This window comes from Blautia sp. AF14-40 (assembly GCF_003479665.1).
GTDB lineage: Bacteria > Bacillota > Clostridia > Lachnospirales > Lachnospiraceae > Fusicatenibacter > Fusicatenibacter saccharivorans.
The window spans coordinates 16,477-42,685 of the sequence record NZ_QUHK01000008.1 but is presented as its reverse complement, the minus strand read 5'-3'; the positions used below and the strand labels follow the sequence as shown (position 1 = coordinate 42,685).

The 26,209-nt window shown below is 48.4% G+C and carries 30 protein-coding genes and 1 riboswitch; of the genes, 4 read left to right on the top strand and 26 right to left on the bottom strand.

The annotated features are described in order from the left end of the window. The first annotated feature begins 62 nt into the window (after positions 1 to 62). Together arfA and DWW13_RS07965 are read left to right on the top strand one after the other, a co-directional pair. Positions 63 to 1,562, top strand: a complete 1,500-nt coding sequence (gene arfA / locus DWW13_RS07970; protein ID WP_117761481.1) for an arabinosylfuranosidase ArfA — start codon at positions 63 to 65, stop codon at positions 1,560 to 1,562. Between the two features lie 80 nt (positions 1,563 to 1,642). Next, positions 1,643 to 2,599: a glycoside hydrolase family 43 protein gene (locus tag DWW13_RS07965; RefSeq protein ID WP_117761480.1), complete on the top strand. Its 957-nt coding sequence runs from the start codon at positions 1,643 to 1,645 to the stop codon at positions 2,597 to 2,599. Between the two features lie 192 nt (positions 2,600 to 2,791). Here DWW13_RS07965 and DWW13_RS07955 read toward each other — a convergent pair whose 3' ends face one another. The 14 genes from DWW13_RS07955 to DWW13_RS07895 form a co-directional block, all read right to left on the bottom strand. After that, positions 2,792 to 3,394, bottom strand: coding sequence for a folate family ECF transporter S component (locus DWW13_RS07955; protein ID WP_022461732.1), 603 nt, complete (start codon positions 3,392 to 3,394; stop codon positions 2,792 to 2,794). A 66-nt stretch (positions 3,395 to 3,460) separates the two neighbouring features. Then, a riboswitch (THF riboswitch) is annotated at positions 3,461 to 3,560 on the bottom strand. Positions 3,561 to 3,660: 100 nt separating this feature from the next. Next, on the bottom strand, positions 3,661 to 3,870 hold the full coding sequence (locus DWW13_RS07950; protein ID WP_117761479.1) for a DUF6198 family protein: 210 nt from the start codon (positions 3,868 to 3,870) through the stop codon (positions 3,661 to 3,663). A gap of 396 nt (positions 3,871 to 4,266) precedes the next feature. Then, positions 4,267 to 5,511 (bottom strand): glutamate-5-semialdehyde dehydrogenase, encoded by a 1,245-nt coding sequence (locus tag DWW13_RS07945; RefSeq protein WP_117760579.1) that lies wholly within the window; start codon positions 5,509 to 5,511, stop codon positions 4,267 to 4,269. A gap of 40 nt (positions 5,512 to 5,551) precedes the next feature. Beyond that, positions 5,552 to 6,100 (bottom strand): 5-formyltetrahydrofolate cyclo-ligase, encoded by a 549-nt coding sequence (locus tag DWW13_RS07940; RefSeq protein WP_055228183.1) that lies wholly within the window; start codon positions 6,098 to 6,100, stop codon positions 5,552 to 5,554. Further along, complete coding sequence (locus DWW13_RS18980) at positions 6,078 to 6,296, bottom strand: DUF896 domain-containing protein (RefSeq protein WP_055267865.1); 219 nt, start codon at positions 6,294 to 6,296, stop codon at positions 6,078 to 6,080. The genes DWW13_RS07940 and DWW13_RS18980 overlap by 23 nt, the downstream gene beginning before the upstream one ends. 278 nt (positions 6,297 to 6,574) lie before the next feature. Next, entirely contained in the window at positions 6,575 to 7,729 is a 1,155-nt protein-coding gene (locus tag DWW13_RS07935) for a DUF3048 domain-containing protein (RefSeq protein WP_117760303.1), read from the bottom strand. Between the two features lie 50 nt (positions 7,730 to 7,779). Beyond that, positions 7,780 to 8,283, bottom strand: a complete 504-nt coding sequence (ybeY, locus tag DWW13_RS07930; protein ID WP_055228185.1) for an rRNA maturation RNase YbeY — start codon at positions 8,281 to 8,283, stop codon at positions 7,780 to 7,782. Beyond that, positions 8,280 to 9,311 carry a PhoH family protein gene (locus DWW13_RS07925; RefSeq protein ID WP_118719793.1) on the bottom strand — a complete coding sequence of 344 codons (1,032 nt, stop codon included), beginning with the start codon at positions 9,309 to 9,311 and terminating at the stop codon, positions 8,280 to 8,282. The genes ybeY and DWW13_RS07925 overlap by 4 nt, the downstream gene beginning before the upstream one ends. Continuing rightward, positions 9,298 to 10,596, bottom strand: a complete 1,299-nt coding sequence (locus tag DWW13_RS07920) for a sporulation protein YqfD (protein WP_158579760.1) — start codon at positions 10,594 to 10,596, stop codon at positions 9,298 to 9,300. Before DWW13_RS07920 ends, DWW13_RS07925 begins: the two co-directional genes overlap by 14 nt. A gap of 45 nt (positions 10,597 to 10,641) precedes the next feature. Further along, the gene (locus DWW13_RS07915) at positions 10,642 to 10,935 is read right to left on the bottom strand and encodes a YabP/YqfC family sporulation protein (RefSeq protein WP_022462556.1); all 294 of its coding nucleotides are present in this window, start codon (positions 10,933 to 10,935) and stop codon (positions 10,642 to 10,644) included. A gap of 130 nt (positions 10,936 to 11,065) precedes the next feature. Then, positions 11,066 to 11,782 carry a hypothetical protein gene (locus DWW13_RS07910; RefSeq protein WP_118719792.1) on the bottom strand — a complete coding sequence of 239 codons (717 nt, stop codon included), beginning with the start codon at positions 11,780 to 11,782 and terminating at the stop codon, positions 11,066 to 11,068. A 93-nt stretch (positions 11,783 to 11,875) separates the two neighbouring features. Then, the gene (locus DWW13_RS07905) at positions 11,876 to 12,415 is read right to left on the bottom strand and encodes a DUF2284 domain-containing protein (RefSeq protein ID WP_055217961.1); all 540 of its coding nucleotides are present in this window, start codon (positions 12,413 to 12,415) and stop codon (positions 11,876 to 11,878) included. Between the two features lie 21 nt (positions 12,416 to 12,436). Further along, positions 12,437 to 13,417 (bottom strand): alpha/beta fold hydrolase, encoded by a 981-nt coding sequence (locus DWW13_RS07900; RefSeq protein WP_022462559.1) that lies wholly within the window; start codon positions 13,415 to 13,417, stop codon positions 12,437 to 12,439. Between the two features lie 7 nt (positions 13,418 to 13,424). Then, positions 13,425 to 14,120: a YjjG family noncanonical pyrimidine nucleotidase gene (locus DWW13_RS07895; RefSeq protein WP_055217965.1), complete on the bottom strand. Its 696-nt coding sequence runs from the start codon at positions 14,118 to 14,120 to the stop codon at positions 13,425 to 13,427. 168 nt (positions 14,121 to 14,288) lie between these two features. Between DWW13_RS07895 and DWW13_RS07890 the strand changes: the two genes are divergently transcribed. Then, positions 14,289 to 14,567, top strand: a complete 279-nt coding sequence (locus DWW13_RS07890; protein ID WP_055228190.1) for a type II toxin-antitoxin system HicB family antitoxin — start codon at positions 14,289 to 14,291, stop codon at positions 14,565 to 14,567. A gap of 65 nt (positions 14,568 to 14,632) precedes the next feature. Here the strand turns inward: DWW13_RS07890 and DWW13_RS07885 are convergent, their stop codons facing one another. Beyond that, the gene (locus tag DWW13_RS07885) at positions 14,633 to 15,328 is read right to left on the bottom strand and encodes a DNA alkylation repair protein (RefSeq protein WP_118719791.1); all 696 of its coding nucleotides are present in this window, start codon (positions 15,326 to 15,328) and stop codon (positions 14,633 to 14,635) included. Positions 15,329 to 15,488: 160 nt separating this feature from the next. Here DWW13_RS07885 and DWW13_RS07880 point away from each other — a divergent pair, with 160 nt between their 5' ends. Then, a complete protein-coding gene (locus DWW13_RS07880; protein WP_118719790.1) occupies positions 15,489 to 15,950 on the top strand; it encodes a hypothetical protein in 462 nt (153 codons plus the stop codon). A 64-nt stretch (positions 15,951 to 16,014) separates the two neighbouring features. Here the strand turns inward: DWW13_RS07880 and DWW13_RS07875 are convergent, their stop codons facing one another. From DWW13_RS07875 to DWW13_RS19740, 11 genes are all read right to left on the bottom strand, one after another. Further along, positions 16,015 to 16,956, bottom strand: a complete 942-nt coding sequence (locus DWW13_RS07875) for a GTP-binding protein (RefSeq protein WP_118640595.1) — start codon at positions 16,954 to 16,956, stop codon at positions 16,015 to 16,017. 57 nt (positions 16,957 to 17,013) lie between these two features. Then, a complete protein-coding gene (locus tag DWW13_RS07870) occupies positions 17,014 to 17,511 on the bottom strand; it encodes a pyridoxamine 5'-phosphate oxidase family protein (protein ID WP_022462564.1) in 498 nt (165 codons plus the stop codon). A gap of 26 nt (positions 17,512 to 17,537) precedes the next feature. Then, a complete protein-coding gene (rlmH, locus tag DWW13_RS07865; RefSeq protein WP_117508974.1) occupies positions 17,538 to 18,017 on the bottom strand; it encodes a 23S rRNA (pseudouridine(1915)-N(3))-methyltransferase RlmH in 480 nt (159 codons plus the stop codon). Positions 18,018 to 18,122: 105 nt separating this feature from the next. Then, on the bottom strand, positions 18,123 to 19,517 hold the full coding sequence (gltA, locus tag DWW13_RS07860) for an NADPH-dependent glutamate synthase (RefSeq protein WP_118719789.1): 1,395 nt from the start codon (positions 19,515 to 19,517) through the stop codon (positions 18,123 to 18,125). Next, positions 19,517 to 20,404, bottom strand: coding sequence for a sulfide/dihydroorotate dehydrogenase-like FAD/NAD-binding protein (locus DWW13_RS07855; protein ID WP_055217977.1), 888 nt, complete (start codon positions 20,402 to 20,404; stop codon positions 19,517 to 19,519). The genes gltA and DWW13_RS07855 overlap by 1 nt, the downstream gene beginning before the upstream one ends. A 123-nt stretch (positions 20,405 to 20,527) precedes the next feature. After that, positions 20,528 to 23,068 carry an FtsK/SpoIIIE family DNA translocase gene (locus DWW13_RS07850; protein ID WP_118719788.1) on the bottom strand — a complete coding sequence of 847 codons (2,541 nt, stop codon included), beginning with the start codon at positions 23,066 to 23,068 and terminating at the stop codon, positions 20,528 to 20,530. 24 nt (positions 23,069 to 23,092) lie between these two features. Continuing rightward, positions 23,093 to 23,959, bottom strand: a complete 867-nt coding sequence (locus DWW13_RS07845; RefSeq protein ID WP_022462569.1) for an undecaprenyl-diphosphate phosphatase — start codon at positions 23,957 to 23,959, stop codon at positions 23,093 to 23,095. Between the two features lie 121 nt (positions 23,960 to 24,080). Further along, positions 24,081 to 24,740 carry a ClpP family protease gene (locus tag DWW13_RS07840; protein ID WP_022462570.1) on the bottom strand — a complete coding sequence of 220 codons (660 nt, stop codon included), beginning with the start codon at positions 24,738 to 24,740 and terminating at the stop codon, positions 24,081 to 24,083. An 83-nt stretch (positions 24,741 to 24,823) separates the two neighbouring features. Beyond that, the gene (locus DWW13_RS07835; protein ID WP_022462571.1) at positions 24,824 to 25,552 is read right to left on the bottom strand and encodes a YebC/PmpR family DNA-binding transcriptional regulator; all 729 of its coding nucleotides are present in this window, start codon (positions 25,550 to 25,552) and stop codon (positions 24,824 to 24,826) included. Between the two features lie 137 nt (positions 25,553 to 25,689). Beyond that, positions 25,690 to 26,037, bottom strand: coding sequence for a type II toxin-antitoxin system PemK/MazF family toxin (locus DWW13_RS07830; RefSeq protein WP_022462572.1), 348 nt, complete (start codon positions 26,035 to 26,037; stop codon positions 25,690 to 25,692). Positions 26,038 to 26,043: 6 nt separating this feature from the next. Next, positions 26,044 to 26,178 carry a hypothetical protein gene (locus DWW13_RS19740; protein WP_256372507.1) on the bottom strand — a complete coding sequence of 45 codons (135 nt, stop codon included), beginning with the start codon at positions 26,176 to 26,178 and terminating at the stop codon, positions 26,044 to 26,046. Positions 26,179 to 26,209 lie beyond the last annotated feature (31 nt).

Genomic DNA, 26,209 nt, shown 5'->3' with positions numbered 1-26,209 from the left:
CCTTTGTTTTTCTGGATCGTGTCTGAAAACGAACATTTCTTTTAACAGGAGGATTTTTAAGTATGAAAAAAGCAGAGATTATCATTGACAAATATTTTCTTACCGGAAAAGTTGACAAACGAATCTTCGGTTCCTTTATCGAGCACCTGGGACGCGCCGTTTACGAAGGCATCTATCAGGAAGGAAGTGCTCTCTCCGACGAGCAGGGCTTCCGAAAAGATACCCTGGATCTTGTCAAAGAGCTTCAGGTACCGATCGTCCGTTACCCGGGCGGAAACTTTGTCTCGGGCTATCACTGGGAAGACAGCGTAGGTCCGAAAGACAAACGGCCTGCAAAACCGGATCTTGCCTGGGGCGTGATTGAGACAAACGAATTCGGTCTGAATGAGTTTGCGGACTGGTCGAAAAAAGCCGGCAGTGACATCATGATGGCCGTCAATCTCGGAACCCGCGGACCGGAAGATGCAAAAAATGTGCTGGAGTACTGCAACTTCAAGGGCGGCACCTACTACAGTGATCTGAGAAAATCCCACGGTTACAAAGATCCACACAACATCAAACTCTGGTGCCTCGGCAACGAGATGGACGGACCGTGGCAGATGGGACATAAGACCGCTTCTGAGTACGGACGTATTGCAGCAGAGACTTCCCGTCTAATGAAATTCATGGATCCGACGATCGAAACTGTTGCCTGCGGAAGCTCCAATCTTACGATGCCAACCTTCGGTTCCTGGGAATATACGGTTCTGGACGAATGCTATGATGAGGTGGATTACCTTTCTTTACACCAGTACTACGGAAATTATGCAAATGATACTGTCGATTTCCTGGCAAGCTCCAAGGGCATGGATGATTTCATCTCCGGTGTAGTTGCGATCTGTGATGCAGTCAAAGCGAAAAAACACGGCAAAAAGCAGATTAACCTTTCCTTCGATGAGTGGAACGTATGGTATCACAGCAATGAGCAGGATCAGAAGCTGGAGAAATGGGTACGCGCACCGCATCAGCTTGAGGATGTTTACAACTTTGAGGATGCACTTCTCGTCGGAAGCATGCTGATCACACTCCTGCGCCACGCAGACCGTGTCAAGATTGCCTGCCTCGCACAGCTTGTCAACGTTATCGCTCCGATCATGACATCCGATACCGGTGCATGGCGTCAGACGATCTTCTATCCATACATGCATGCAAGCGTATACGGCCGCGGAACCGTCTTAAATACACAGGTTCTGACACCGGTTTACGAGAGCAAAACGTACGGCGAAGCTCCGTATCTCGATTCTGTCTGCATCTGGGATGAGGAAAACGATGCACTGACCATTTTTGCAGTCAATAAGAGCCTGGATGAGGATATGGAGGTTTCCTGCGATCTGCGTCAGTTCGAAGGATGCCGTCTGGCTGAGCACATCGTGCTGACAAACGACGATATGAAAGCGGTCAACACCGAAGCAGATCCGAACCACGTTACTCCGACCCATTCCGATGCCACCAAACTGGAGAATGGAAAAATGCACACCGTTCTTGGAAAACACAGCTGGAATGTGATCCGTCTTACAAAATAATGGAACCGTATAAGGTATGGCCTGAAAAACAGAACATCTGAATTTTTCATCCAAACATATGCATAAAGGAGTTTTATTTTATGGCACAGGCATATTTATTTGTTCATTTTCGGGAAAAAACAACACCGGACGGCGAACAGGTTTATTTCGGCATCAGCCGCGATGGTTTCCACTGGGAAGCTGTCAACGAAGGCGCTCCTGTTCTCTGGGCGTATTATGGAGATAAGGGTGTACGCGACTTTACTATCACTCACAGCATAGAAACCGGGAAATATTATATTTTCGCCACTGACCTGAGTCTTTCTTACGGTATGCGGAATCAGTATCACAATTCCTGGGATGAGATCGGCAGAAACGGCAGCAAGTATTTCTCCGTCTGGGAATCAGAGGATCTCGTAAACTGGAGCGACCAGCGTCTTGTAAAAATCGGTGATGATGACTTCGGCTGCCTCTGGGCACCGGATCTGATTTACGATAAAGAAAACGGTGAGTACGTTCTGCACTGGTCTTCTTCCCCTGCAGCAAACGATTACGGTCCCAAAAAAATCTATTACAGCACAACGAAGGATTTTGTTCATTTTTCAGCTCCGCAGGTTCTGTACGAAAAAGAGGACAGCGGCGTGATTGATTCGGCGATCTATGAAGAGAATGGGGTTTATTATCTTTTCGTAAAGAGTGAAAGCAATCCGGCGAAAATTATTCTGCTCCGCTCCGACCATGCGGCCGGCCCGTATGTGCGGATGGAAAGCTTCGATGAGAGCATGAAAGATGTAGAGAGCGGTCTCTATGAGGCTCCGACCGCAGTACAGCTTGATGACAGCAGATGGTGTCTGTTCCTTGACTACTACGGCGTTCCGGGTGCCGGCCAGGGATATGTGCCGTTTGTTGCAGACAGCCTTGCTTCCGGAAAATTTGTTCGTTCTGATGCTTCCTTCTCGTTCCCATACGGCTACAAGCATGGAACGATTCTTCCGATTACAGAGGAGGATTACGAGCGGATCAAAAACCATGACTGGTCAGATCACGGATATCAGTAAAATCGCTGTCCGCCTGATGGGATTTTCATACAAAAAGAACTGCGGCAGGCTTCCTTTTGGGGAAGTTCCTGCCGCAGTTCTTTTTCGCTTTTCTTTTCCGACAAAACCCATCCGCTTCCTTTTTGTTCTGGCGGACAGTACCTTTTCTGCAGATTGGTAAATGTATCGTTTTGATGGTGTCTGAATTTTTCTTTATCTCTGTGCCTGTGCAGCGGTTCTTGCATGGAACATGCGGAAGACGCCGGTCTGCTCGATCAACTTCGTCAGGCTATAGAAAATGATGGAATCGATCGGCCACATAATCAGGTTCTTTAAGGCACGTGCCGGAAGAAGCACCATGATTCCTTTTCCATACAGCATGCTGATCCACAGGGTGTTCAGCAGTACGTTGACAGTCAGCATAACGATGAACTTGGCTGCAAGCACACGTTTGATGGTCAGTTTTTTGCGATAGTAGAAGCATCCATACATAAAAGATGCCAGCATCGCATTAAAGGTGAATCCGAAGAAGAACGGGCCGCTCGGTTTCAGGAAATATTTTACGACATCAAGAATGCCGGAGAAAAGACATCCTGTCACTGGTCCGAACAGGTAATCGACAAGGCGGTTCGGGATTCCGGAAAATCCAATGCGGACATAAGGTCCGATATCAATCGATGCTACCTGGTTCAGAATCATCGCCAGCGCTGCGAACATGGCACAGGCTGCGAGGGTTGTGACTGCTTTCAGCTCTTTTGCTGACTGCAGAAACATGTTTTTTGTTTCTTTTGCTGTTTCATTTGCATTTTTCTGCATAAAAAATTACCTCCTTTACAGATATCTGACTACAATAGGAGATAATCTCTTGTCTCTATCTTCTGTTGCAGCGAGATGCAATTCATATACCGCAAGATTTTCTCTTTTCGTCTCCCTGGCTACTCTCTATCCCGGGAGCACTTTACGCATATGAACTTACTCTGCAGTTGTTTTTGTCCTGCTCATTATATAGTAAAATCCCCTTGATTTCAAGAGGATTTTACATTTTTTTCTAATTTTTTACGATCAAATATCAGCCCTGCATTTTACGGTCTTTCCGGTGATAAAACGGAGACAAACGCAAACTTTTTATCCAGCAGTTTTCCCATCAGCACAATACCTTTTCCCATCGTAAAAGCAGCTGCTACCGTTCCGATTCCAAGACCTTCGATTCTTCCAAGTCCGAAGAAGGTGAGCAATGCGGTTACCATAAGGCAGGTCACATCGAAGTCGATTTTAATTCTGGAATACGGCACTTTCGTGCAGACTTTTTCGACTTAAAGATTGACTCTATATTTGAAGAGGGCGAATGAAAATGATTAGGAACAAACGAAAGCAGATGAAACTCGAATTTTATCGGAAAATCTCAAAATTGCACATCCCAAAAACCCAGTATTTAAGCCTTTTTATCTATGTATAATTTGATATTAACGTAAAAAAAGACCTCATAACCACATTTTTATGATTACAAGGTCTTCATTTTGTGTTTTATGAATGATTCGGCTTGTGTCTGGGCTGTTGATCCGGAAAAGGGACAGTTGGGAGTTGGTCAGTGATCGGGTGATGGGTGATTAGCACTCGGTCACTGGATCAACTGTTTTGCCCTTTTGAGGATCAATTGGGTTGCCCTTTGACACAAGATCTTTCTTCTTTTATTTTCGGATCTGTCCCGTTCCGTATACGATATTTTTAATCGACGTCAGCGCCAGCAGTCCCATTGGGCCTCTGGCGTGAAGTTTTTGGGTGCTGATTCCGATTTCGGCGCCGTAGCCGAATTCGAAGCCGTCGGTGAAGCGGGTGGAGGCGTTGACGTAGACTACAGCTGCATCGATTTCGTCCAGGAATTTCTGGGCGTGGGTGTAGTTGTTGGTGATGATTGCTTCGGAGTGTTTTGTGTTGTAGCGGTTGATGTGCGCGATCGCTTCGTCGATAGAGGAAACCGTTTTAATGGATACGATATAGTCGAGATACTCTTTTCCCCAGTCCTCTTCTGTCGCTTCTTCTGCTTCCGGCATGTATTCTCTTGCCTTTTCGTCTGCGCGCATTTCCACATGTTTTTCTTTTAATCGTTCCTCCAGAACCGGGAGCAGTTTTTCACGTACATTTTCGTGTACCACAATCGATTCACACGCATTACATACGCCGACGCGCTGTGTTTTTGCGTTCAGAATAATATCCACTGCCATGGAAAGATCGGCTGTCTCATCCACGTAGATATGACAGTTTCCGGTTCCTGTCTCAATGACAGGAATCGTGCTGTTTTCCACGACAGCGCGGATCAGTCCGGCACCGCCGCGCGGAATCAGAACATCGACATAGCGGTTCATCTTCATAAACTGCGCCGTCGTCTCGCGGGAGGTATCTTCGATCAGAAGCAGGGCGTCTTCCGGCACCTGCTCCTCTTTCAGTGTTTTCCGAAGAGAGGCAACAATCGCCGTATTCGAGTGGATTGCATCGCTTCCGCCTTTTAAAATCACGACATTTCCCGTTTTGAAGCAGAGTGCAAATGCATCCGCCGTCACATTTGGGCGTGCCTCGTAGATGATGCCGACAACACCGAGCGGAACACGTTTCTGTCCGATCAGAAGACCGTTCGGGCGTTTTTTCATTCCCAGCACTTCCCCGATTGGGTCGTCCAGTTCGGATACCTGACACATGCCTTCTGCCATTGCTTCAATCCGGCTTTTGTCCAGAAAGAGCCGGTCCAGAAGTCCCTGAGACATGCCTTTTTCTTTTCCATGCTCCATATCCAGCGCATTGGCCGCGATAATCGTTTCGGCGTCTGCCACAAGGTTTTCCGCTGCTTTTTTCAGCACACGGTTTTTCTTCTCCGTCTCCATGATTCGAAGCACAGGCTCCGCCTGGCGGGCTCTCGTTCCGATTTCTTCCAGCTTCATCATACTCGTCTCCTCCTCGTGTTGTCTTATCGTAATTGGCTTAACGGTAAATCTTCTGCTCTGTCACCAGCATCTGCGGCAGAACATCCGTCTCTTCAAACGGCACCGCATCAAACAGCTGAAACTCAAACGCCGCTGCAACCGTTGTAAACCCTGGATGTGCGGCAAGAAAGCGGTCATAAAATCCTTTTCCATATCCTACTCTGTGGCGCGCCGGATCAAAGGCCACACCGGGTACCAGCAGAAAGCCCTCTTCCCGCGTGCAGACCTTTCCGCCGTCCGGCTCCATAATGCCAAAATAGCCGGATTTCAGCGTGGAGAAATCTTTGATCTCATAATAAACCATATCATCGCCTTCCACGCGCGGCACAGCGACCGTCTTTCCCATTTGCAGGGCCTTCTCGATCAGATCCCGTGTCATGACTTCTTTTTTGAAGTCCATATACGCAAAAAAGCAGTCCGCATCCAGAAACTCCGGCAGAGCCGTGATTTTTTCATAAATCATACGGCTCTTTTCCTGAATTTCTTCCTGTGTGGCTGCTCTTCTTCGGGCAAAAACTTCTTTTCTAATGTTTCCTTTTGCTTCCATAGCGCTCCCCCAGATTTACGATTGTTCCGTCTTTCTCCTGCACATCAATATTGTCGAGCTGGGTACGGAGGTTCATTTTCACGGCTGCAATATATTCTCTCCGCAGCTTCTGCTGCTCTTCTTTCTCCGCCGGTGTCAGCCCCTCTGCTTTCGCCTTGCGGGCAAGTTCGTTGATTCTCTGTATATTAATTTCCATTTTCTGTATTTTTCTCCTTTGTTTCAACTCACAGTCGGTATTTTCACAGAGTCTGACATGTCGAAAATAGTTCGACTGTGACTCGCCTCATGTCAGTGGAGGATACCGATTTCTCTCCGCCTGCCACTACCGTTATGTTTCTTTTAACAATTCATCCCACCGCTTTAGAAGCGAGGGACTTGCTTGATTCGGTTAAATGACCGGATTTTCTTTTTATCTTACCGCAAAACACAGGATCTGTCCAGCCGATCTGAGAAAAATCCTGAAATCCAGCTTTATCACCGGATTTCAGTCTCATCTGCATAATTATCTAAAACAATCAGAACCCATGTTTTTCCAAGATTCAGTTTAATCTTCTCTCCATTGCTGTCCCGGTACTTTGTGACACCCCACGGATCATCCTTGCTCCATGTCACGTCGATGGCCTTTCCGCTTGTGATATACGTTCCCATTCCGCCGTTTACCACATCAATATCGAGATATTCCGCATTGTCATCATACTTTTTCCAGGAACAGTACTGCACGATAATGTTCTTCACCGCAAGCTGTTCCTGTGTCATCTCATCGATCTGCGGTTCCCCGAACTGATAACGCAAATACGTGCCGCTCGCCTCATCGTACGAAAACCATGGATTATTGTGGAAATATCCGCCCGGTGCCACATAGGCGGCATTTCGTCCCTGTTCCAGCGTTTCCGGTTCTGTCTCGGATGCAAACTGGAAAAATCCGTCATAACCGTCTTTGTAAGATGTCCGGTAGCCGCAGAGATCGATTCCCGCTGCAATCCCGGCCGCGTCCAAATACGCATTGTGCGGCGACGGACGATCCGACGTCCGGTAATACACCTGTTCCGAATACTCCATGCCATTCACATTGTCTATGTGATCCGATTCGAGCAGCGGAATCGCATACGCCGCCTGTCCATAGTGGTAATACAGAGCGTCAAATCCCGCTGCCAGATACACATAATATTCGCGGCAACTCCGCACCGATCCGATCTTTTCGAGATCATCATAGTTTTCAAACAGCCCCATCAGGCGCGTAATGCCGCCTTCGACCGGCGCTTCATAGATCACTCCCGCACGGCTGATACCGCTCTGCGGGCAGGCGCTGATGATATTGCTCAGCATAACCGCCACCGGGCGCCTTCTTCCCTGTACTTCGGCGACAGGTTCTCCTGTCAGATAACTTTTCACCATACCTTCCGGCAGCGCATCCTCCGCGGGTGTCGGCTCAATCGCTTCCGGAACCAGCGGTTCCGGTGCCGGATCTTCGGTCGGGGCCGGTGGTTCCGTAGCTTTCGTTTCTGTCTTGCTTTCCCCTGCTGTCTCTTCTGAGACATAAGAAGTTCCTGCCGATGCAGTTTCCGGTGCCGTTTCCCCAATTTTCCGGCATCCGAACAGCATCATGCTTCCCAGCAGAGCAATCCCCAATGTGTAAAACCCTCTCTTTTTGATAAAGACCCCTCCTTTTCTGCTCTCAATCAGTCTCTTGTGATACCGAGACGCTGCAGCACCTCTTCCTGCTTTGCCTCCATCACGGCTGCTTCCTCCGGTGTCATATGATCATAACCCAGAAGATGCAGCATACTGTGTGCAACAAGAAAAGCAAATTCGCGTCTTAAAGAATGACCGTATTCCTCCGCCTGCGCTCTTGCGCGCGCAACAGAAATTACGATATCACCCAGCATCAGCTCACCGCTGTCCGGGTTAAAACAGTCATCTCCCTCTTCCGTCTCCAGAAAATCGAACGAAGCCGGAGAAGGATAATCTACCATCGGGAAAGAAAGCACGTCTGTCTCCCGGTCAATGTTTCTGTGCTCCCGGTTCATGGTGCGGATATTTTCCGGATCGGTCAGAATCAGTTCTACTTCTGCCTCATACGGGCACGCTTCCTGATCCAGCACACCATTGATTACCGCTGCTGCAACCTCTTCCGGATCAAATCCAAGGTCAAAATCCTGTTCATTTTCAAACGTCAGTGTCATTTATTTTCCCTCCGTTTTCTCGTCGTACTTTTTGCTCTGCCGCTGTGATTTTCCGGCTTTGCTTTCTTTTCATATTCATCGTAAGCCTGTACAATCTTCTGCACCAGCGGATGACGGACAACGTCCTTGCTCGTCAGCTCGCAGAAGGAAATTCCGTCTACTTTTTTCAGTACCTGCATTGCCACATCAAGGCCGGAGCGTGTACCGGAAGGAAGGTCCTTCTGAGAGGCATCTCCGGTTACGATGACTTTGGAACCGAAACCGATACGGGTCAGGAACATCTTCATCTGCGCCGGTGTCGTATTCTGTGCCTCATCAAGGATAATAAACGCATTGTCGAGCGTACGGCCTCGCATGTACGCGAGCGGCGCAACCTCAATCAGGCCTTTTTCCATGTTTTTCTGGAAGCTCTCTGCTCCCATGATCTGATACAGCGCGTCGTAGAGCGGCCGCAGATACGGGTCAATTTTGCTTTGCAGATCTCCAGGCAAGAAACCGAGTTTTTCACCCGCCTCAATCGCCGGACGCGTCAGGATAATACGTCCTACTTCATCGTTTCGGAACGCGGTGATCGCCATCGCCATTGCAAGGTATGTTTTTCCGGTTCCGGCAGGGCCGACGCCGAAGACGATCATCTTTTCCCGAATCGCATCCACGTACGCTTTCTGACCGAGTGTCTTCGGTTTGACCGGACGGCCTGCGACCGTGTGGCAGATGCAGTCGCTGTCGATTTCCGCAAGGCTGCTTCCGCTGTCCTCCATAACAAGTGAGATTGCATAATTGACGTTCTGTGTGGTGATATCATTTCCGCGGCGTGAGAGCTCCAGAAGCTGTGTCAGACATTTCTTTGCGCGCGCTGCATTCGATGCCGGGCCTACAATTTTTAAAACGCCGTCCCGGGAGATCAGCGTAACCGCCAGGGATCTCTCCAGGATTTTGATGTGTTCATCAAACTGGCCGAATACTTTCTTTTCATGTTCGATGGGCAGTTCCATCTGCAGTTCTATCATGTTGTTATTGCTGTTCATCTACCATTGTTTCCTTTCCATCCGACATCTTCTGCATTTCGCAGGGCTGTGCTTCTACGGCCCGTTCTATCACGCGAAGTGTCCCTTTTGTGATACATGACGTATCGTTAAGTTCTATTGTAACATGATTCTCCGATATTTGAAGTCCTTTTTCTGATAAATTTCTGTGGAATTTCTGATAATTCTGCGAGGCTTTTTCTTTTGCCTCGTGTTCTGAGTAAGTTTCTTTCTGAACTTCAAAAGGAAATTTCTGACGGTAGCCGAAATAAAACGGAAGGGCAAAGTTTTCTGTCAGATAAAGTTGCTGAAGGGATACTTCCTCGTCTGCTCCATTTTCCCTTTTCTCTGTTTTCTGATCCGCCGTTCCGGTCATGCTCCGCAAACTCTCCACAAAATTCTCCGGCAGCAGATTTCCAAGGAAAAATCGGTAAGCAGAAATCTGGAATACCGGCGTTTTTTTCTCTGCTTTCTGATATGTCCGTACCGTATGGGAAAGCGGAAAGGTATCATAATAGTACCACGTCGTCTCAAGGTCAATATCCGCGTCTGCGTGAACATAAGAATAATCATACGTTTCCCCACTGTCATTCACAAGCGGAATCTCGCCCTTTACAAGAATGTCTCCCGCTTGACATGTATCACCGGGGAGCACCTGCGGAATGCCGTTCCGTGTGATAATACGCACGACCGTCCCTTCTTTTTTCGCCACAAGATTCTGCGGATCATCTGCTTTTTCTTCGATCACATAGCCGTCTACGTTTTCTTTTACCGCAAGGACAAGCTGCGTCCCTTCTATTTTTGCGGACACCCAGGTCAGATTAGGAAACTGCTCCCGCAGATACGATGCGGTTTGGCTGCAGTCCACTCGTTTTTTCCAGATTCCATGATGAATCCCGGCCGCATCCAGGCTATTTAAAATCGTCTGCGTACTGTTCGCGTAGTTTCCTTCCACATGAATATTCCAGATAAACTGCGACAGTATATAAAGTCCCGCCAGACAGAGAAAAATGCCAATAAAAAACGCCTTTCTTTTTAAACTTCGCCGGTAAAAGAAAGGCAGTCCCTGTTTTTTCTGTATTCGGATGCGCACACCGCTCTTGCGGCGGATCGGCAGGAGACGGAAGAAATCTTCCGGCAGAAGGCTCATCTCAAAGCAGCCCTGATATTCTGTCACGTCCCACAGCGTGATGTTATGGTGCCCGCACAGATTGAAAAAACGCTCCGGTTCACGGCCCGTCACACGAATCCGCACAGTGCCTTTCCAGAAAGCCTTTCCCTGCTGCAAACGCACACCCCCTTTTCAGCATTGGAATGATTGGAATCATTACACTTATTGAAACGTCACTTGATCGATTCTCCCTTCCACCCGCATCTCCTCCCCGGAATACGAAACAATCCGGATTCCCTCTCCCACAAGGAGCAGCCTGCCGTATTGCGTAAGCACACAGAGGCGGCACGCATTATATTCCAGAATCCTGCGGTAATTTTCAATCTGCACTTCTCTCCCGCCATAAAACGTCACAACCGGCTCGCCAAAAGCAAGATCTGACGGAACCTGCATCGCCGAAAGCAGCTCCCCGCCCGGCGGATGGAGTGATTTTTTCTGCTTTTTCTTTTTTCGCATCCAAAACCTCCTCCGCTTTGCGGGTCTGCTTTTTGTTCTATCGCTATTTTATGCAGAAAAAAGCACAAAAATACCCCGCAGCCGCTGGGGTTTCCTGCCCGATCAGGCTGCGGGGTTTCATTTCTCTTTTTTAAAAACATTTTTTGCAGGGTTCATATCCCTGGGCTTCTGCATTTTCTCTCGTCATCTGATATGCCCGATCCGGATTCATTCTGCCGCAGTTATTTTTGTTATGGTACTTCGATCCGGTCTCTGAAATCCACACGAGCTGTCCTCCATACGGATCCGATTCCTGCGGAACTTCCGTTACCTGTGGTTCTTCAGCAGTCACTGCCGGCTGCGTTTCTTCCGCTGCCTGCGTTTCAACGGTTTCTTCCGCCGCAGCTTCTATGGTTGGCTCAGGTGTCGGCGTCTCGGTCGGGTCAGCCGTTGGAGTTGGGGTAGCAGTCGGAGTCGGGGTAGCGGTCGGCGTTGGTGTTTCGGTCGGTGTTGCTGTCGGCGTTGGTGTTGATGTTTCAGTCGGGGTCGGCGTCGCTTTTTTCGTCGGCGCTGCCGTAACGCTGACGGAAACAGACTCTGCAGATGCCTTCTGTGTTTCCTTACTGCTGTACGTCACAGGTGTCAGCGCACAGGCGGAAACCAGCAGCAACACAGGAAGCAGCACAGGAAGTGCTTTCGCCACATGAAACCGTTTCTTTATCGTATTCCAGGTAACCGGAAGCAAAAAGATTCCAAGCAGCAGCAGTGACAATGCATATGCCTTCTCCTCTTTCCAGTAACCGGCTCCCGCCAGCATCATCAGAATACCGAACAGATACCTGAGAAAATTTCCTGCCTTTCTCAGCATATTTCATTCCCCCTCTTATGTATTTTCTGAATTTCTTACAGCGAAATCCTCTATTATAAATACGTTTGAAAGAATGGAAAATTACATCACAGATTACGATTCTTTATAGAAAATCATGCTGAACCATATGACCATATGCTCGCCGAGGTAATAATCCATCATGTTTTTTTCAATCAGGTTTGCAACAACGATGCCGTGGCTCTCGATGCATGGATGCATCAGTTCAAGATGGCGGCAGCCGCCTCTCGGGTAGGTACATTTATCACAGAGCTGGCAGGAATCGGAGGAAAGGGCGAAGGTGAGCAGGGTTTTGTCTTTTAAATGCTGCTCGATTTCGCGTGTGATTTTTTCGTGCTCCGATTTTGTTTTTAATGTCTCATCCATATCCATGATGTTGTCCACTTCTGCGATGCTGGAGAAGAACAGAACGTGATCGTAGTTCATGCAACGCTCCTTACAGACTTCAACAGTGCCGACCGCCGGCGGGCAGGACCAGGAGGCTCCGTAGCGGGAGCACTCCTTTTTGCAGATCTGGCGGACCCGGTCATTGAATTCGATGTCCTCCGGTTTTACAAATGCATACTGATAGATAGGAAACTGGGTAATATATTCTTCGATTTCTGTCTGTGTCATTTTGTCATCCCTTCTCTTTTGTTACAGATCTTTTTCCAGAAAAGCAAATACCATATTCCAGTACGTCTGGAGCATGCGCCCTCTGGTTCCAAACAATTCATGCTTTGCGCCCGGTACTTTTACCATTTTTGCCATACCGGGACGGCGTTCTGCCATTTTCCGGATCATCCGCTCCTGGGCACGGTTGGACACAAGATGATCGTTCTCCGCCTGAAATAAAAGGACAGGAGCCTCGATCCGTTTCCATCCGCTCCGCATCAGATCGCGGTACAGATGTGCGGCGGCATGGAGCCATCCGTAAGAAGCGGCATTTAGGTGATACAGCGGCTCTTTTTCCCGCTTCTGCTGGTAATAGAGAAAGCGCGGACGGGAGAGGGACGAACTTTGTTTAAAGCTTTCGATTCCCTGGTATGGTTTCTGTCCTACCACATACTGTGTGCCTCGTTCTGTGGCACAGGCAAAAGCTGCGATCCGTTTTGCATCGGCGAACGGCACTTTTCCGGTCAGCGGACGGATCATCGGCGAACTCAAGACCACTTTCCGGAACAGATGCGGCGCTTTGGCGGCCGCTGCTGCTGCGATTCCTCCGCCCATCGAGTGAGAATAGAGAACGAGCGGAAGACCGCATGCCTCTGCTTTTGCTTTTCGTGCAACAAAGAGCAGATCTTCTACATAACGATGGTAGGAATCGACATAAACAAGCGACGGATCCTCCACCAGACGGTAGCTCTTTCCGTGGCCGCAGTGTTCCGGCAGATAAACATGAAAATGCTCTTTGATAAAATAATACACGATCTCTTTATATTTCTCTGCATTTTCCGTAAAACCGTGTGAGATTACAACAACACCTCTCGGGCGGAATGCGCGGTAACGAAGAACATGAATCGGATGACCGCTCTCCCTTTCCCAGTAAAATTCTTCTGCATGAGCGGCGAGGTACGGCTCCACACCATTCTGCATCCGCTCCGCATAATTTTTTTCCTGTAATACGCGTGTTCTCATTAGCAAATCACCTGCTTTCATCCAGATACGAAAGGATATCCTGAAGATTGTCGATGGTACAGTCCGGTGTAACTTCAATTTTGTTCGGAAGATGATCCGGGTTGTACCAGCAGGTCAGGATTCCTGCATTTTTTCCGCCGCGGATATCACTTGTGAGGGAGTCGCCGACGATCACAACCTCATCCGGTGCATAACTTCCGATTTCGTTCCATACCGCATCAAAAAAAGCCTTCTGCGGCTTGTCCACACCGACCTGTTCCGAGATAAAAACGCCGTCCAGAAGCTGATCAAGCCCGGAAAAGCGGAGTTTACGCTCCTGTGCAACAGTGGTTCCATTTGTTACTGCATACTGTTTTACGGTAGCTTTCAGCTGTTTTACCAGTTCATCTCCGTGATCGCAGAAGAAAGCCTTATCGCCGAGGCGGATCTGATATTCATCATTGAATACCTTTACCTGATCCGTCGGCAGTCCTTCCGATTCAAAAAATTCATGGAATCGTCCAAGCATCACCTGTTCTCTCGTAAGCTCTCCCGTCTCCAGCCGCTCCCAGTAACCGCGGTTGATCACGCTGTAGCGCTGCAGCATTTCGTCCGTGCAGGTTCCCATATGAAACTTGTTGAAACAGTACTCAATTGCATATCGTTCCGACATCTTAAAATTCAGAAGTGTTCCGTCGATGTCCCACAAAATTACTTTTATCAAAGAGAAATCCTCCCTTGGTTTCATTTGTATTTTCCAATTATCTGTTTTTCATTCTAGCATAGATTACAAATACGATCAATTGTATTTTAGGCATTGTATCTTTTGAGAAAAAGTGCTACGATAAAAAAGAATTTCCGTGAAAAAGAAAAGGAAGAAGGAAGAAACACTATGAAATTTACTTATCCAGCCGTTTTTCATAAAACCGAACAGGGAACCTACGAAGGTTATTTTCCAGATCTCGCCTGCTGCTATGCAAAAGGGGATACCCTCGACGAGGCGCTGGAAGATGCCATTCACTCCGCCTATGACTGGATCTCTCTGGAACTGACGGAAGAAGAACCTGATTTTCCGCCGGTATCGGATGTGGCAGATCTCGGGAAAAGCGAAGGTGAAATTGCAAGAAATATTGCCGTCAACATCCGGCTTTTTGAGGGATGGGACGAATAAGTTCAAAAAAGAGAAAGAAAACCGTATTGCTGCGATATTCGAAACGCGGCGATACGGTTTTCTTTTTATCTCTTCCAGGTTTTCAGCATCTCTTTTTTTTCTTTGCTGATCCTCAGCGACTCTCTGATTTTCTGAATTGTTTTGTTATGTGTCCAGTCATCGAGACTGTTTTCTTTCAGCAGTTTCTGTGTCTTTTCCGGAAAATGAATATAACAGATTGATACTGCCCAGGCGACGGCCATTTTTACGTAATAGCCATCGTGATGAATCTTTTTCATCTCCTCCAGCACAGCATCGATATACGCTTCGTTGATAAAAAAGTCCAGCAGACACACAACACCAAACCGGATTTCATATTCCCGGCTGCTTTTCAGCCATTTCTGCAGATATCCATACCAATACTCCTGGTCTTTCTTCATAAAATGGCACGTTGCACAGGAGCTGTCACAGATTCCCCAGCTGTTGATCATCGGCACGAAGCGGTCCAGTTCTGCCGTCTGTTCTTCACGGGTCAGCTTTCCGTAGCCGATCATCATTCCGCGGATCAGAAGCTCCTCGTAGACTTCCGGATTAAACTGTTCGGTATAAACTTCATAGTGGTCTCTTGCTATCGCTTTTGCAATCCGTCGCGAAACCGGAATGCGGACACCAAGAATCCGACAGTTCTGTCCCGGAACAAGAGAGCTGTGAAATTCCCGGTATTTTGCATCTATATTGCTTTCCAGTTCTGCCCGAATGGCCTGCATTACTTCCTGTTCCATATGATTCCCCCTCTCTTTTCTTTCTCTTTAAGATGTTTTACACGCTTTTTACAAATGTTTAACCCTGTTATTTCTGCACTTCTGATAAGATATAATTAAAGTAAACGATAACATCCACCCTGCTAAATGCCAGATCTTTTCCGGCTGAAAGGTGAGTCTTATGAGAAAGAAATATACATTTTTTCAAAATATGTCATTCCTGTGCAAATTTCAGAAGCGGCCAGCCCTTGCAGAAGAAGCGCCAGTTGTTTCCACAACGCTGTCTATTCCGTTTTCCGGACCTGCAGAAAGATCCTTATATTTTACCGAAAACCCGGATTTTACCGCTCCCTCTGCCGGTATCCATTCCCGTCGTTTTCCGGGAAGCCGGATCTTTCTATATTCCAGCGATCCCGAGCACGATCTTGCGGCAGTTCCATCCTCTCTTTTCGATGTGCTGCACCGCTATTTTGCCGTCCATTCACCGGATGATGTCGTTTTATGGAAAGATGGCATTCTCTCCTTCCAGACCATGGAAAATCAGCCGCAGCCGTTGACTGCTCTTTGTACACCGGATGATGCACGGGATTCCAAAATCATTCCGTTCCCCACACTGTCAGAACGGCAGCGCATTTTACAGTAACTGCTATTTAGCCCAGCCAGCAGGAGCATGATGGAAAATACCCCTTTCCGTCATGCTCCATTTTTTACTCAATTCCGAGAATTCCACTAATCCGCTCTTTCGAAAGCCCCGCGCCGATTACAATCAGCACTTCCTGGCTCTCCGGCACTGCCTGGAATGTCATCTGTTCCCGCGTCGCATTGATTTCGCTCCACACAGTTTCGCCCGTCTTTACAATTCCTTTGATCCGGAATACATTGCCGCATGATGGATCCGCAAAGATTGCTTCTGCTGCCTTTTTCAGCGCTTCTTCCGTAATCTTCGGCTCCAGAAAGCAGAGCGAATCAAATGTCTGCTGCTCGCCGAAATCCAGCTTCCGATAATCCTCCGAACGGTAACTGCATTCGGAGAGCATTTTGAAATCATCCTCTGTCAGATCATCCCAGTTTTTCTGTAAAATTTCTGCATCAGAAAACTGTCTTCTGCAGCCTGCCTGCTCGAGCGTGCGGTTCAGATGGGCAATCGTTTCTTCTTTCTTTTCCTCCGAAACATTCTGTACTTTGCTCAGCACGATTTTACCAGCGTTCGCCGCCTCGGAAGCCAGCAGATACTCTTCTTCCTCCGACAGCTTCTCATCGAGCCCGGCATCCAGAATCGTGATGACGCTTCCCGCCTCATACCAGCGGTTCAGCGGCTCGTCGTACAGCGTGTCAAAGAACTCATCCACATCGTAAATCCCCGACGGTTCCACGAGAATGCGGTCGTAGCCGCTCATGCCCATCGAGATCAGTTTCGTGCGGAACCGTCTGCGGTGTGTCTCTTTGTCGCATCCGCCGGAAATCATCTCCAGCTCGCACTGATCTCCGCGCAGTTCCTGTAGAAGCAGCATATCCACATTGACTGCCCCAAAATCATTCTCCAGGATGCCGATGTTCTTTCCCTGTGCCATCAGATACTTTGCGTACTGTTTCAAAAAAGTCGTCTTCCCTGAGCCAAGGAAGCCTGTAATCAGATCAATTTTAATCATTTCTGCTGTCCTTTCTGCTGTCTTTTTCCGTCTGCAGCCTGCGGAGCTTCGAACACTCTATTTTCGTCTGCGCTCTTTGCCGGTAAATGTATCGATGTCTATGCGCCATACGGCAACGCGCTCCACCATCTCCGGCAGAAAAGCGATCTTCGCCTCCGGTGCGATATGCGCCATGATTTTTTCCAGGCCTTTCTTCTTTACCTCCGGATCTGTCACCTCCGTGATGGTTCCGTTTCCCATGATACTGCGGTACGCATAGGAATACGCACACGTATAGTCACCTGTAATCACTTCATGGTTGTAATCCATCTCCACCGCCACGCGCGGATCCGCTGCAAATGCAGCCGCCTTCCGCCCTTCTTTTGCCCCATGCAGGTACAGACAGACGTGAAGAGTTCCATCTTCTTCCCGGACATCATATCCATAATTCATCGGCACGATAAACATGCCTTCCTCATCCATCGCCCCGATCCGCACAACCTCGCAGCTTTCCAGAATTTCTCTTAAAATTTCAGGATCTGTAATCTCCCGCTTTTTTAAACGCATTTCACGCATCGCAATCACACCTCTCTTATTCGCAGCTATTTATGATATGGCTCCCCGCAGTTAATGCGGTAGCTCCGGTAAATCTGTTCCAGCAGAATAACCCGCATCAACTGATGCGGAAATGTCATTTTCGAAAAACTGAGCGCATAGTTCGAACGCTTCAGAACTTCCTCGCCAAGCCCTAAGGAACCACCGATCACAAAAATAATATGGCTCGTTCCCTGCACGCCGAGCGTATCTATTTTCTGGGCCAGCTCCTCGGATGTGAGCTGTTTTCCCTTAATTTCCAATGTAATCAGATAAGCGTCATCCCGGATATATTTGAGAAGGCGCTCTGCTTCTTTGTTTTTGATATTTGTCTCTACGGTTTCACTCGCGTTGTCCGGTGTCTTTTCATCCGCCACCTCGATAATTTCCAGCTTTGCATAGCGGCTGAGGCGCTTGGAATACTCGGCAATCGCATCCCGTAGATATTTTTCTTTGATTTTTCCTACTGTCAATACTGTAATTTTCATTCTGTAATCTTAAAACCCTTTCGGATATCTGTCAAAAACACCAAAAGCCATATAGATCACTTCTTGTCCGCGTCTATATGGCTTTTAGTTTAGAAAAGCAATGCCTTATGCATTTTTGCTTTTGATATACTCATCAATTCCTTTAGCTCCGGCTTTTCCGGCACCCATAGCAAGGATAACGGTTGCTGCACCTGTTACAGCGTCACCGCCGGCGTAAACGCCCTCTTTGCTGGTCTTTCCGGTTTCTTCCTCAGCTACGATACATTTTCTTCTGTTGACATCCAGACCGTAGGTGGTGGAAGAAATCAGCGGGTTCGGGGAAGTACCAAGAGACATGATAACTTCGTCTACTTCAATTTCGAACTCAGATCCTGGAATCTCAACCGGTCTTCTTCTTCCGGAAGCGTCCGGCTCGCCAAGCTCCATACGGATGCAGCGGATACCGGTTACCCAGTCTTTGTCGTCGGTCAGAATTTCTACCGGGTTGGTCAGAAGGTCGAAGATGATACCTTCCTCTTTTGCATGATGAACTTCCTCTGCACGGGCCGGAAGCTCTGCCTCAGAACGACGGTAAATAACGTGTACCTCTGCGCCGAGACGAAGTGCGGTTCTTGCAGCGTCCATAGCTACGTTGCCGCCGCCGACTACAGCAACTTTCTTGCCGTGTGCGATCGGGGTATCGTAATCATCGCGGAATGCTTTCATCAGGTTGTTTCTGGTCAGGAACTCGTTTGCGGAGAATACGCCGTTTGCGTTCTCACCCGGGATTCCCATGAACATCGGAAGGCCTGCACCGGAACCGATGAAGACTGCTTCAAATCCTTCGTCTTTTAACAACTCGTCGATGGTAACGGATTTTCCGATGATAACGTTGGTCTCAATTTTAACACCGAGAGATTTTACGTTCTCGATTTCAGCGGCAACTACTTTGTCTTTCGGAAGACGGAACTCCGGAATACCGTAGCTTAATACACCGCCGGCTTTGTGAAGTGCCTCGAAGATGGTTACATCGTAGCCAAGTTTTGCAAGGTCTCCTGCGCAGGTAAGACCTGCAGGGCCGGAACCGATAACCGCGATCTTGTGGCCGTTTTTCTCTGTTGCCGGAACCGGTTTGATACCGTTTTCTTTTGCCCAGTCAGCAACGAAACGCTCCAGTTTACCGATGGAAACAGCGTCGCCTTTGATTCCGCGGACACATTTGCCCTCGCACTGGCTCTCCTGCGGACATACACGGCCGCAGACTGCCGGGAGTGCACTGGACTCACCGATAATTTTGTATGCTTCCTCGAAGTTTCCTTCTTTTACCTGTGCAATGAATGCCGGAATGTTGATATTAACCGGGCATCCTGTGATACATTTTGCATTTTTACAGCCCAGGCAGCGCTGTGCTTCTTCTACTGCTTCGTCTTTGTTGTATCCAAGACATACCTCGTCAAAATTTGTGGCACGTACCTTCGGCTCCTGCTCACGTACCGGTACTCTGTTTAATCCCTTTGCCATTATTTGTCACCTCCGCACTGGCCGCATCCACCGTGATGGGTTGCGCCTTCCTGGTATCTTAAGAGAGCTCTTCCCTCTTCTGTCTTATACATCTGCTGACGTTTCATAGCCAGGTCGAAGTCTACCAGATGACCGTCAAACTCCGGTCCGTCTACGCAGGCAAATTTTACTTCATTGCCTACCATTAGACGACAGGCACCGCACATACCGGTTCCGTCTACCATGATCGGGTTCATGCTGACAACGGTCGGGATGTTCAGTTCTTTTGTCAGAAGACATACGAATTTCATCATGATCATCGGTCCGATGGCAACACAGACATCATACTGTTTGCCCTGGTTCTGTACAAGGTCGCGGAGTACATCGGTACCCATACCTTTTCTTACGTAAGAACCATCGTCTGTGGTTATGTACAGATTGCTGACAGCAGACATTTCTTTCTCGAGAATAACGAGATCTTTTGTCTTTGCTCCGACAATGGCGTCAGCAGTGATTCCATGCTCATGCAGCCATTTTAACTGCGGGTAAACCGGTGCAGTTCCAACACCGCCGGCTACGAATACGATCCGTTTTTTCTTCAGTTCTTCGATATCTTCGCTGCAGAACTCGGACGGCTGCCCCAGAGGTCCTACGAAATCCATGAAAGCATCTCCCGCTTTGAGATCTTTCATTTTTTTGGTAGATTCTCCGATCGGCATGAATACGATGGTGATAGTTCCTGCTTCTCTATCGTAATCACAAATGGTCAGAGGAATTCTTTCTCCTTCTTCATCTGCCTTGACAATAACAAACTGTCCAGGGAGGCAGTGCTGTGCTACTCGCGGTGCTTCTACTACCATACGGTAGATATTATTCGCGAGCATTTCCGCTTCTTGAATCTTGTACATAATATCCTCCTAATCTTGTTAGAAATATTTTAACAAAAGCACGACTTGGATTTTCGCGCATTTTATGTTAATACTTTATCACGTTTCCGGTTATTTGTAAACAACGGACAACATCTTTTCCCATCATCCGTGTTCCTCCAGATAATTTTCGAACTGTTCCATGGACATCAGAACTTTTCTCGGCTTGGTTCCTTCCTCCGGTCCTACGACACCGGCATCCGCGAGCTGGTCCATGATTCTGGCCGCGCGGTTGAAACCGATTTTCAGCACTCTCTGGAGCATGCCGATCGATGCCTTATCTTTTTCGATGATAAATTTTCCGGCTTCCACGAAGTAATTATCGCGGTTATCTCCGCCGCCTGCGGCAGAACCGCCATCCAGGCTTACGGTGTGAATCCGTTTTTCGATATCCGGATCATAAGCGTTCTCGCCGTAGTGATCTTTTAAGTAGGCAACGACATCGCTGACCTCTTTATCCGAAACAAAGGATCCCTGCAGACGGGCCGGTTTCTGGTAATCCTGCGGCTTGTAGAGCATATCGCCTTTTCCAAGCAGTTTTTCCGCACCTCCCATGTCGAGGATCGTACGGGAATCTACGCTGGAAGAAACCGAGAATGCAATACGGGACGGCATATTTGCCTTGATAAGACCAGTGATGACATTGACGGAAGGTCTCTGTGTTGCAATAATCAGATGGATGCCGGCCGCACGGGCAAGCTGTGCCAGACGGCAGATCGCATCCTCCACTTCTCCCGGCGCAACCATCATCAGGTCGGCAAGCTCATCCACGATAATGACGATCTGCGGCAGTTTTTCCGGTTTTTTGCCGTTTTCATCCGGCGGCAGCTCGGCAACTTTTGCATTGTAGCCTTTCATATCGCGCACGTTGAATTCCGCAAATTTGTTATAACGGTCTGTCATCTCCGCAACCGCCCAGTTCAGAGCTCCGGAAGCCTTTTTCGGGTCTGTGACAACAGGAATAAAAAGGTGCGGAATGCCGTTATAAACAGAAAGCTCAACGACCTTCGGGTCGATCATGATCAGTTTGACGTCTTCCGGTTTTGCCTTATAAATAATACTCATAATCAGTGTGTTGATGCAGACCGATTTACCGGAACCGGTCGCACCGGCGATCAGAAGATGAGGCATTTTCGCGATATCTGCGATGACCGCCTGACCGGCGATGTCTTTTCCGACAGCAAAGGCCAGATTCGAAGAAAAGTTCTTAAACTCCGGTGTTTCAAGAAGATCACGCAGCATCACGGCCGTGTTCGTCTTATTTGGAACCTCGATTCCGACTGCGGATTTTCCCGGGATCGGTGCCTCAATGCGGACATCTGCTGCTGCAAGACTCAGCTTGATATCGTCGGTCAATCCGACAATCCGGCTTACTTTCACGCCCTGTTCCGGCATCAGCTCATACCGTGTGACGGTCGGTCCGCAGCTTACGTTATTGACTGTAACTTTGACACCGAAGCTGTCCAGCGTCTCCTCCAGTTTCCGCGCTACTTCCCGCAAATGCGCATCGGAATCGCCCATGGCACCGCGCATCCCTTTTTTCAGAAGATTCATCGGCGGTGTTTTGTACTCCGGCCGCTTTTCCTCTGCTTTTTTCCCGATTTCCTGACGAATGCCGTCTATATCCGCCTCGATCTCTTCACAGGAAGACCGCGGATTTCTCGTATGATCCGCAGACGTTTTCTCTTTTTTCGCCTCTTCTGCAGCTTGCCGTGTCATCTCCGGTCCTGTCTTTTCCGGCTCTTCAGCCGGCACAGAACCACGGTGAATCGAAAGCTCCGGCGTCTCCATCTGATGGGTATCGTCGTTTTCGTTTAAATCAGCCTTCGATTCCACATGAGAAAGAAGGCGGGATTTCTTTTTCTTCCCGGCTTTTTTCGGTTCCTCCACTGGCTCAAGAATCAGCTCTTTTCCTTCCTCTTCCTCCATCGCAGCTTGGCGCGCCAGACGCTCCTGGCGGCGCTCCTCCGCCATCCGGCGGTGGTCATTCGTCTTTTCATGGATCGGCGCGAGAATCGGCTTCTGCGTCATCACGATCACGGAAATCACGATGGCGATCACAATAATCACCCACGCACCGATCTGGCCGAATCCCATGCCGAGAATTTTCACGACAGACCCTCCTAAGATTCCTCCGCCGAGATGATCGTAGGCGCTGTCAAAATAGTAATCCAGAAATGTCGTATCTCTCGTATAGCCGGACGCCAGAAGCTGCATAAAAGCGCAGAAAAAGACGAAGCAGCTGATCGCTCCCCCGGTTTTCCGCACAATTAAAAAGTTCTGTCTGTTTGCTATGTAAAATGCTGTTCCAAAGAAGATCAGAACCGGTGCTGCCCACTCTGTCACGCCGAAAAGGCCGAAAAAGAAGTCGCAGACAGCCTGTCCGATCACGCCGCCCATACCGAAATTACTGAGCATCAGCAGAATCGAAACAGCAAGCACGGAAAGCAGAATAATTTCTGCGCGCACTCCCTCGTCCATCGGCTCACGGACTGTGTTTTTCCTTGTGCCGGAGGTACGTTTTGCGGTACTGCTCTTTTTCGCCGTTGTTTTTCTGGCCGTTGTTTGGGTCTGTTTCTTTTTTGCTGTTCCGGAAGCAGAAGTTTTTTTCTTTGTCTTCCCGCTTCCCTTTGTTGTATTTGCCATGCAGAACTTCTCCCCTTTCTCGTATTACAGCAGAAAATATCCTGCAATGGAGAATGTCCCGACAAGAAGACAGTACAAAGCAAAATATTTCAGTTTCCGTTTTTTCACCACACGCATCAGAATGCGGATCGTAAAGTAACCGGCAAGTGCCGCCATGAAAACGCCGACCAGATATACCGGATGAAAAACAATTTTATTTTTTCCCATGGTCGCAATTTCAACGATCGTTGCCCCGATAATCGCCGGAACACTCACAATCAGAGAGTATTTCACAGCGTACGAACGGGTCATGCCGCCGATCACACACGCAGAAATAGTCGAACCAAGACGGGAAAGACCCGGAATCGTGGAAAAGCCTTGGAAGAATCCGGCAATCAGTGCATCTTTCGGCTTCAAATTTTTCTGCGTTTTTTCTCCCTCCGGAAGCATATCTGCCACCACAAGCAGAATCGCCGTCAGATACAGACCAACGCCAGGTGCCAGCAGATTCGAGGAGGTCAGTGTGACAAGGCTCTGAATCATGCCGCCGATTACAGCAGTCGGGATGGTGGTCAGAATCAGCAGGAAAGCAAGCATACGGTAGTTGCTGCCGAGTACCTTCCGGTACTGCTTTCTCTCCTGATGCTGACTGGAAAAGTGTTCCTTTAAATTATGAAACAGATCGATTATGATTCCGCACAGCGCGAGGAAGAGACGTTTCCATTCCTTCGAAAATGTGAGCAGAATTGCAATCATGGAGCCAAAGTGCAAAAGCACATTGAAAAACACCGTCTGCGTATCTTCGATCTTCATAAAGTGACGGAAGATAATCAGATGTGCGGAGCTGCTGATCGGCAGGAATTCCGTGATTCCCTGGATCAGGCCCAGAAATAAAGCTTCTATTACTGTCATTTTTTTATCCTGTTCCCTTATTTTTCTCTTTTGTGAAAGTCCGGACAAAACTTCCGTTCGAATTTTCACAGCGAACTCATTCTAACACAAAATCCCCTGAAACACAAGCCGCGCCGTGAAGTCAATTTTCTGTCCCTGCTGCCTTTTTCATCAGCTCATTCAGCTTTTCGAGCGCGCGGGCAATGCCGCCGACCTCGTCGATCAGGCCTTCTTCCACTGCCTGCGGGCCGTCCAGCATTGTTCCGACATCCTTGACCAGCATTTTCGTATCGAGCATCAGCTCCTCGAGCCGTTCCTTGGTGATTTTAGAATGGGCCGATACAAAACCTGTGATCCGATCCTGCGTCTTTTCCATATTACGGTACGTCTGTGCAACACCGATGAACATGCCGTTTGTACGCACCGGGTGAATGACCATGGTGGCACTCGGCACGATCAGCGAATAGTCTGCTGCAACGGCGAGCGGGACACCGATCGAATGACCACCCCCTAAAACGAGCGATACCGCAGGCTTTCGCATGGACGCAATCATCTCTGCAATTGCAAGACCGGCCTCCACATCTCCGCCTACGGTATTCAGGAGAATCAGAAGACCATCAATACTTTTGTCCTCCTCGGCACGGGCAAGAGCAGGGAGAATGTGCTCATAGCGCGTCGCTTTCGTGCGCTCGCCGAGTGATTCATGCCCCTCCACCTCGCCGATGATGGACAGCAGATAAATGTTGGTCTTCAGTTCTACAATATTTTCTTTTTCTGTCTGGTTTTTCTGTGATTCTGCCATACGGATTTCCTCTTTTCTGCTATTCCAAAATAGCTTCATCAGTATGCGCAGATTCTTATGATTCTATGTAATTTCCAGTGAAATTACTCGTCCAGGTTGGTATATACGTACTGTACGTCGTCGTCGTCATCCAGCAGATCCAGGGTACGGTTCAGGTCTTTTAATGCCTGCGGATCGGTCAGCTCTACGTAGGTCTGTGGGATCATGGTAACGTCTGCCTCTGCCATGGCGATACCGTCTTTCTCCAGAGCCTCACGTACTGCGGAGAAGTCATCCGGATCGGTGATGATTTCGTAGCTGTCCTCTTCGTCTGCGAAGTCTTCTGCGCCTGCATCCAGAGCAAGCATCATCAGATCGTCAGCATCCATTTCGCACTCTTCTTTGTCGATGATGATCTGGCCTTTTTTGTCGAACATGTAGGATACGCATCCCGGTGTTCCAACGCTTCCGTTTCCTTTGGTGAAAGCGCTTCTTACGTTTGCTGCGGTACGGTTCTTGTTGTCGGTCAGAGTCTCTACGATGATCGCGATACCATTCGGGCCATAACCTTCGTAGGTGATACGCTCGTAGTTGTCTGCGTTTGCATCTCCGGCAGCTTTTTTAATACCGCGGTCGATGGTATCGTTCGGCATGTTGTTTGCTTTTGCTTTTGCGATAACGTCACGCAGCTTGCTGTTGTTTGCCGGATCCGGTCCGCCCTCTTTGACAGCGATTACGATCTCACGGCCGATGATGGTAAAGATTTTACCTTTTTTTGCGTCGTTTTTTTCTTTCTTATGCTTAATATTGGCAAATTTTGAATGTCCTGACATACCTCTTTTGTCTCCTTTATTTAAAGTATTACTTTTCTGTAAAAAGGTTTCCCCGAAAAACGGCAGAAGCCCATATAATATAGAATATAGCACGATCTTTCTCATTCGTCAACCGTGAACCGCGCCAAAAATACCCCTTATGTAGGCAGATCCAGGCTGATTTTCAGTGCTTCGTTCACAAGGGCCAGCTGTTCCGGCGTCAGATGACAGATTTTATCTTTCAGCCTTCTCTTATCGATCGTCCGAAGCTGTTCCAGTAAAATAACAGAATCCCGTACAATCCCATAGGCGGACGCTTCGATCTCAATGTGCGTCGGCAGCTTCGCCTTATTCATCCTCGATGTAATCGCCGCACAGATCACCGTCGGACTGTGCCGGTTGCCGATGTCATTCTGAATGATCAGCACCGGACGGACACCGCCCTGCTCACTTCCCACAACGGGCCGCAGGTCGGCATAATATACATCGCCACGCTTGATTACCACTTGTGCTCACTCTCCGATTCTTTCCGTTTTGCTTTCCCATACGATAACGATCCGGCGTTTTACGCCTTTTAAAATCGTTTCCATGTATTTAATATTGCCTGTTTTTCCGGAGGTATTCACAAATTTCATCCGGCGCTTCAAAAAAGTCCGCCCAGAGTCCTTTTGGGAACCC

Excerpts from the sequence above, each read along its gene's own strand:
- arfA (WP_117761481.1), top strand. The coding sequence starts at position 63 with ATGAAAAAAGCAGAGATTATCATTGACAAATATTTTCTTACCGGAAAA.
- DWW13_RS07965 (WP_117761480.1), top strand. The coding sequence starts at position 1,643 with ATGGCACAGGCATATTTATTTGTTCATTTTCGGGAAAAAACAACACCG.
- DWW13_RS07955 (WP_022461732.1), bottom strand. The coding sequence starts at position 3,394 with ATGCAGAAAAATGCAAATGAAACAGCAAAAGAAACAAAAAACATGTTT.
- DWW13_RS07945 (WP_117760579.1), bottom strand. The coding sequence starts at position 5,511 with ATGAAGCTGGAAGAAATCGGAACGAGAGCCCGCCAGGCGGAGCCTGTG.
- DWW13_RS07940 (WP_055228183.1), bottom strand. The coding sequence starts at position 6,100 with ATGGAAGCAAAAGGAAACATTAGAAAAGAAGTTTTTGCCCGAAGAAGA.
- DWW13_RS18980 (WP_055267865.1), bottom strand. The coding sequence starts at position 6,296 with ATGGAAATTAATATACAGAGAATCAACGAACTTGCCCGCAAGGCGAAA.
- ybeY (WP_055228185.1), bottom strand. The coding sequence starts at position 8,283 with ATGACACTGACGTTTGAAAATGAACAGGATTTTGACCTTGGATTTGAT.
- DWW13_RS07925 (WP_118719793.1), bottom strand. The coding sequence starts at position 9,311 with ATGAACAGCAATAACAACATGATAGAACTGCAGATGGAACTGCCCATC.
- DWW13_RS07915 (WP_022462556.1), bottom strand. The coding sequence starts at position 10,935 with ATGCGAAAAAAGAAAAAGCAGAAAAAATCACTCCATCCGCCGGGCGGG.
- DWW13_RS07910 (WP_118719792.1), bottom strand. The coding sequence starts at position 11,782 with ATGCTGAGAAAGGCAGGAAATTTTCTCAGGTATCTGTTCGGTATTCTG.
- DWW13_RS07905 (WP_055217961.1), bottom strand. The coding sequence starts at position 12,415 with ATGACACAGACAGAAATCGAAGAATATATTACCCAGTTTCCTATCTAT.
- DWW13_RS07900 (WP_022462559.1), bottom strand. The coding sequence starts at position 13,417 with ATGAGAACACGCGTATTACAGGAAAAAAATTATGCGGAGCGGATGCAG.
- DWW13_RS07890 (WP_055228190.1), top strand. The coding sequence starts at position 14,289 with ATGAAATTTACTTATCCAGCCGTTTTTCATAAAACCGAACAGGGAACC.
- DWW13_RS07885 (WP_118719791.1), bottom strand. The coding sequence starts at position 15,328 with ATGGAACAGGAAGTAATGCAGGCCATTCGGGCAGAACTGGAAAGCAAT.
- DWW13_RS07880 (WP_118719790.1), top strand. The coding sequence starts at position 15,489 with ATGAGAAAGAAATATACATTTTTTCAAAATATGTCATTCCTGTGCAAA.
- DWW13_RS07875 (WP_118640595.1), bottom strand. The coding sequence starts at position 16,956 with ATGATTAAAATTGATCTGATTACAGGCTTCCTTGGCTCAGGGAAGACG.
- DWW13_RS07870 (WP_022462564.1), bottom strand. The coding sequence starts at position 17,511 with ATGCGTGAAATGCGTTTAAAAAAGCGGGAGATTACAGATCCTGAAATT.
- rlmH (WP_117508974.1), bottom strand. The coding sequence starts at position 18,017 with ATGAAAATTACAGTATTGACAGTAGGAAAAATCAAAGAAAAATATCTA.
- gltA (WP_118719789.1), bottom strand. The coding sequence starts at position 19,517 with ATGGCAAAGGGATTAAACAGAGTACCGGTACGTGAGCAGGAGCCGAAG.
- DWW13_RS07855 (WP_055217977.1), bottom strand. The coding sequence starts at position 20,404 with ATGTACAAGATTCAAGAAGCGGAAATGCTCGCGAATAATATCTACCGT.
- DWW13_RS07850 (WP_118719788.1), bottom strand. The coding sequence starts at position 23,068 with ATGGCAAATACAACAAAGGGAAGCGGGAAGACAAAGAAAAAAACTTCT.
- DWW13_RS07845 (WP_022462569.1), bottom strand. The coding sequence starts at position 23,959 with ATGACAGTAATAGAAGCTTTATTTCTGGGCCTGATCCAGGGAATCACG.
- DWW13_RS07840 (WP_022462570.1), bottom strand. The coding sequence starts at position 24,740 with ATGGCAGAATCACAGAAAAACCAGACAGAAAAAGAAAATATTGTAGAA.
- DWW13_RS07835 (WP_022462571.1), bottom strand. The coding sequence starts at position 25,552 with ATGTCAGGACATTCAAAATTTGCCAATATTAAGCATAAGAAAGAAAAA.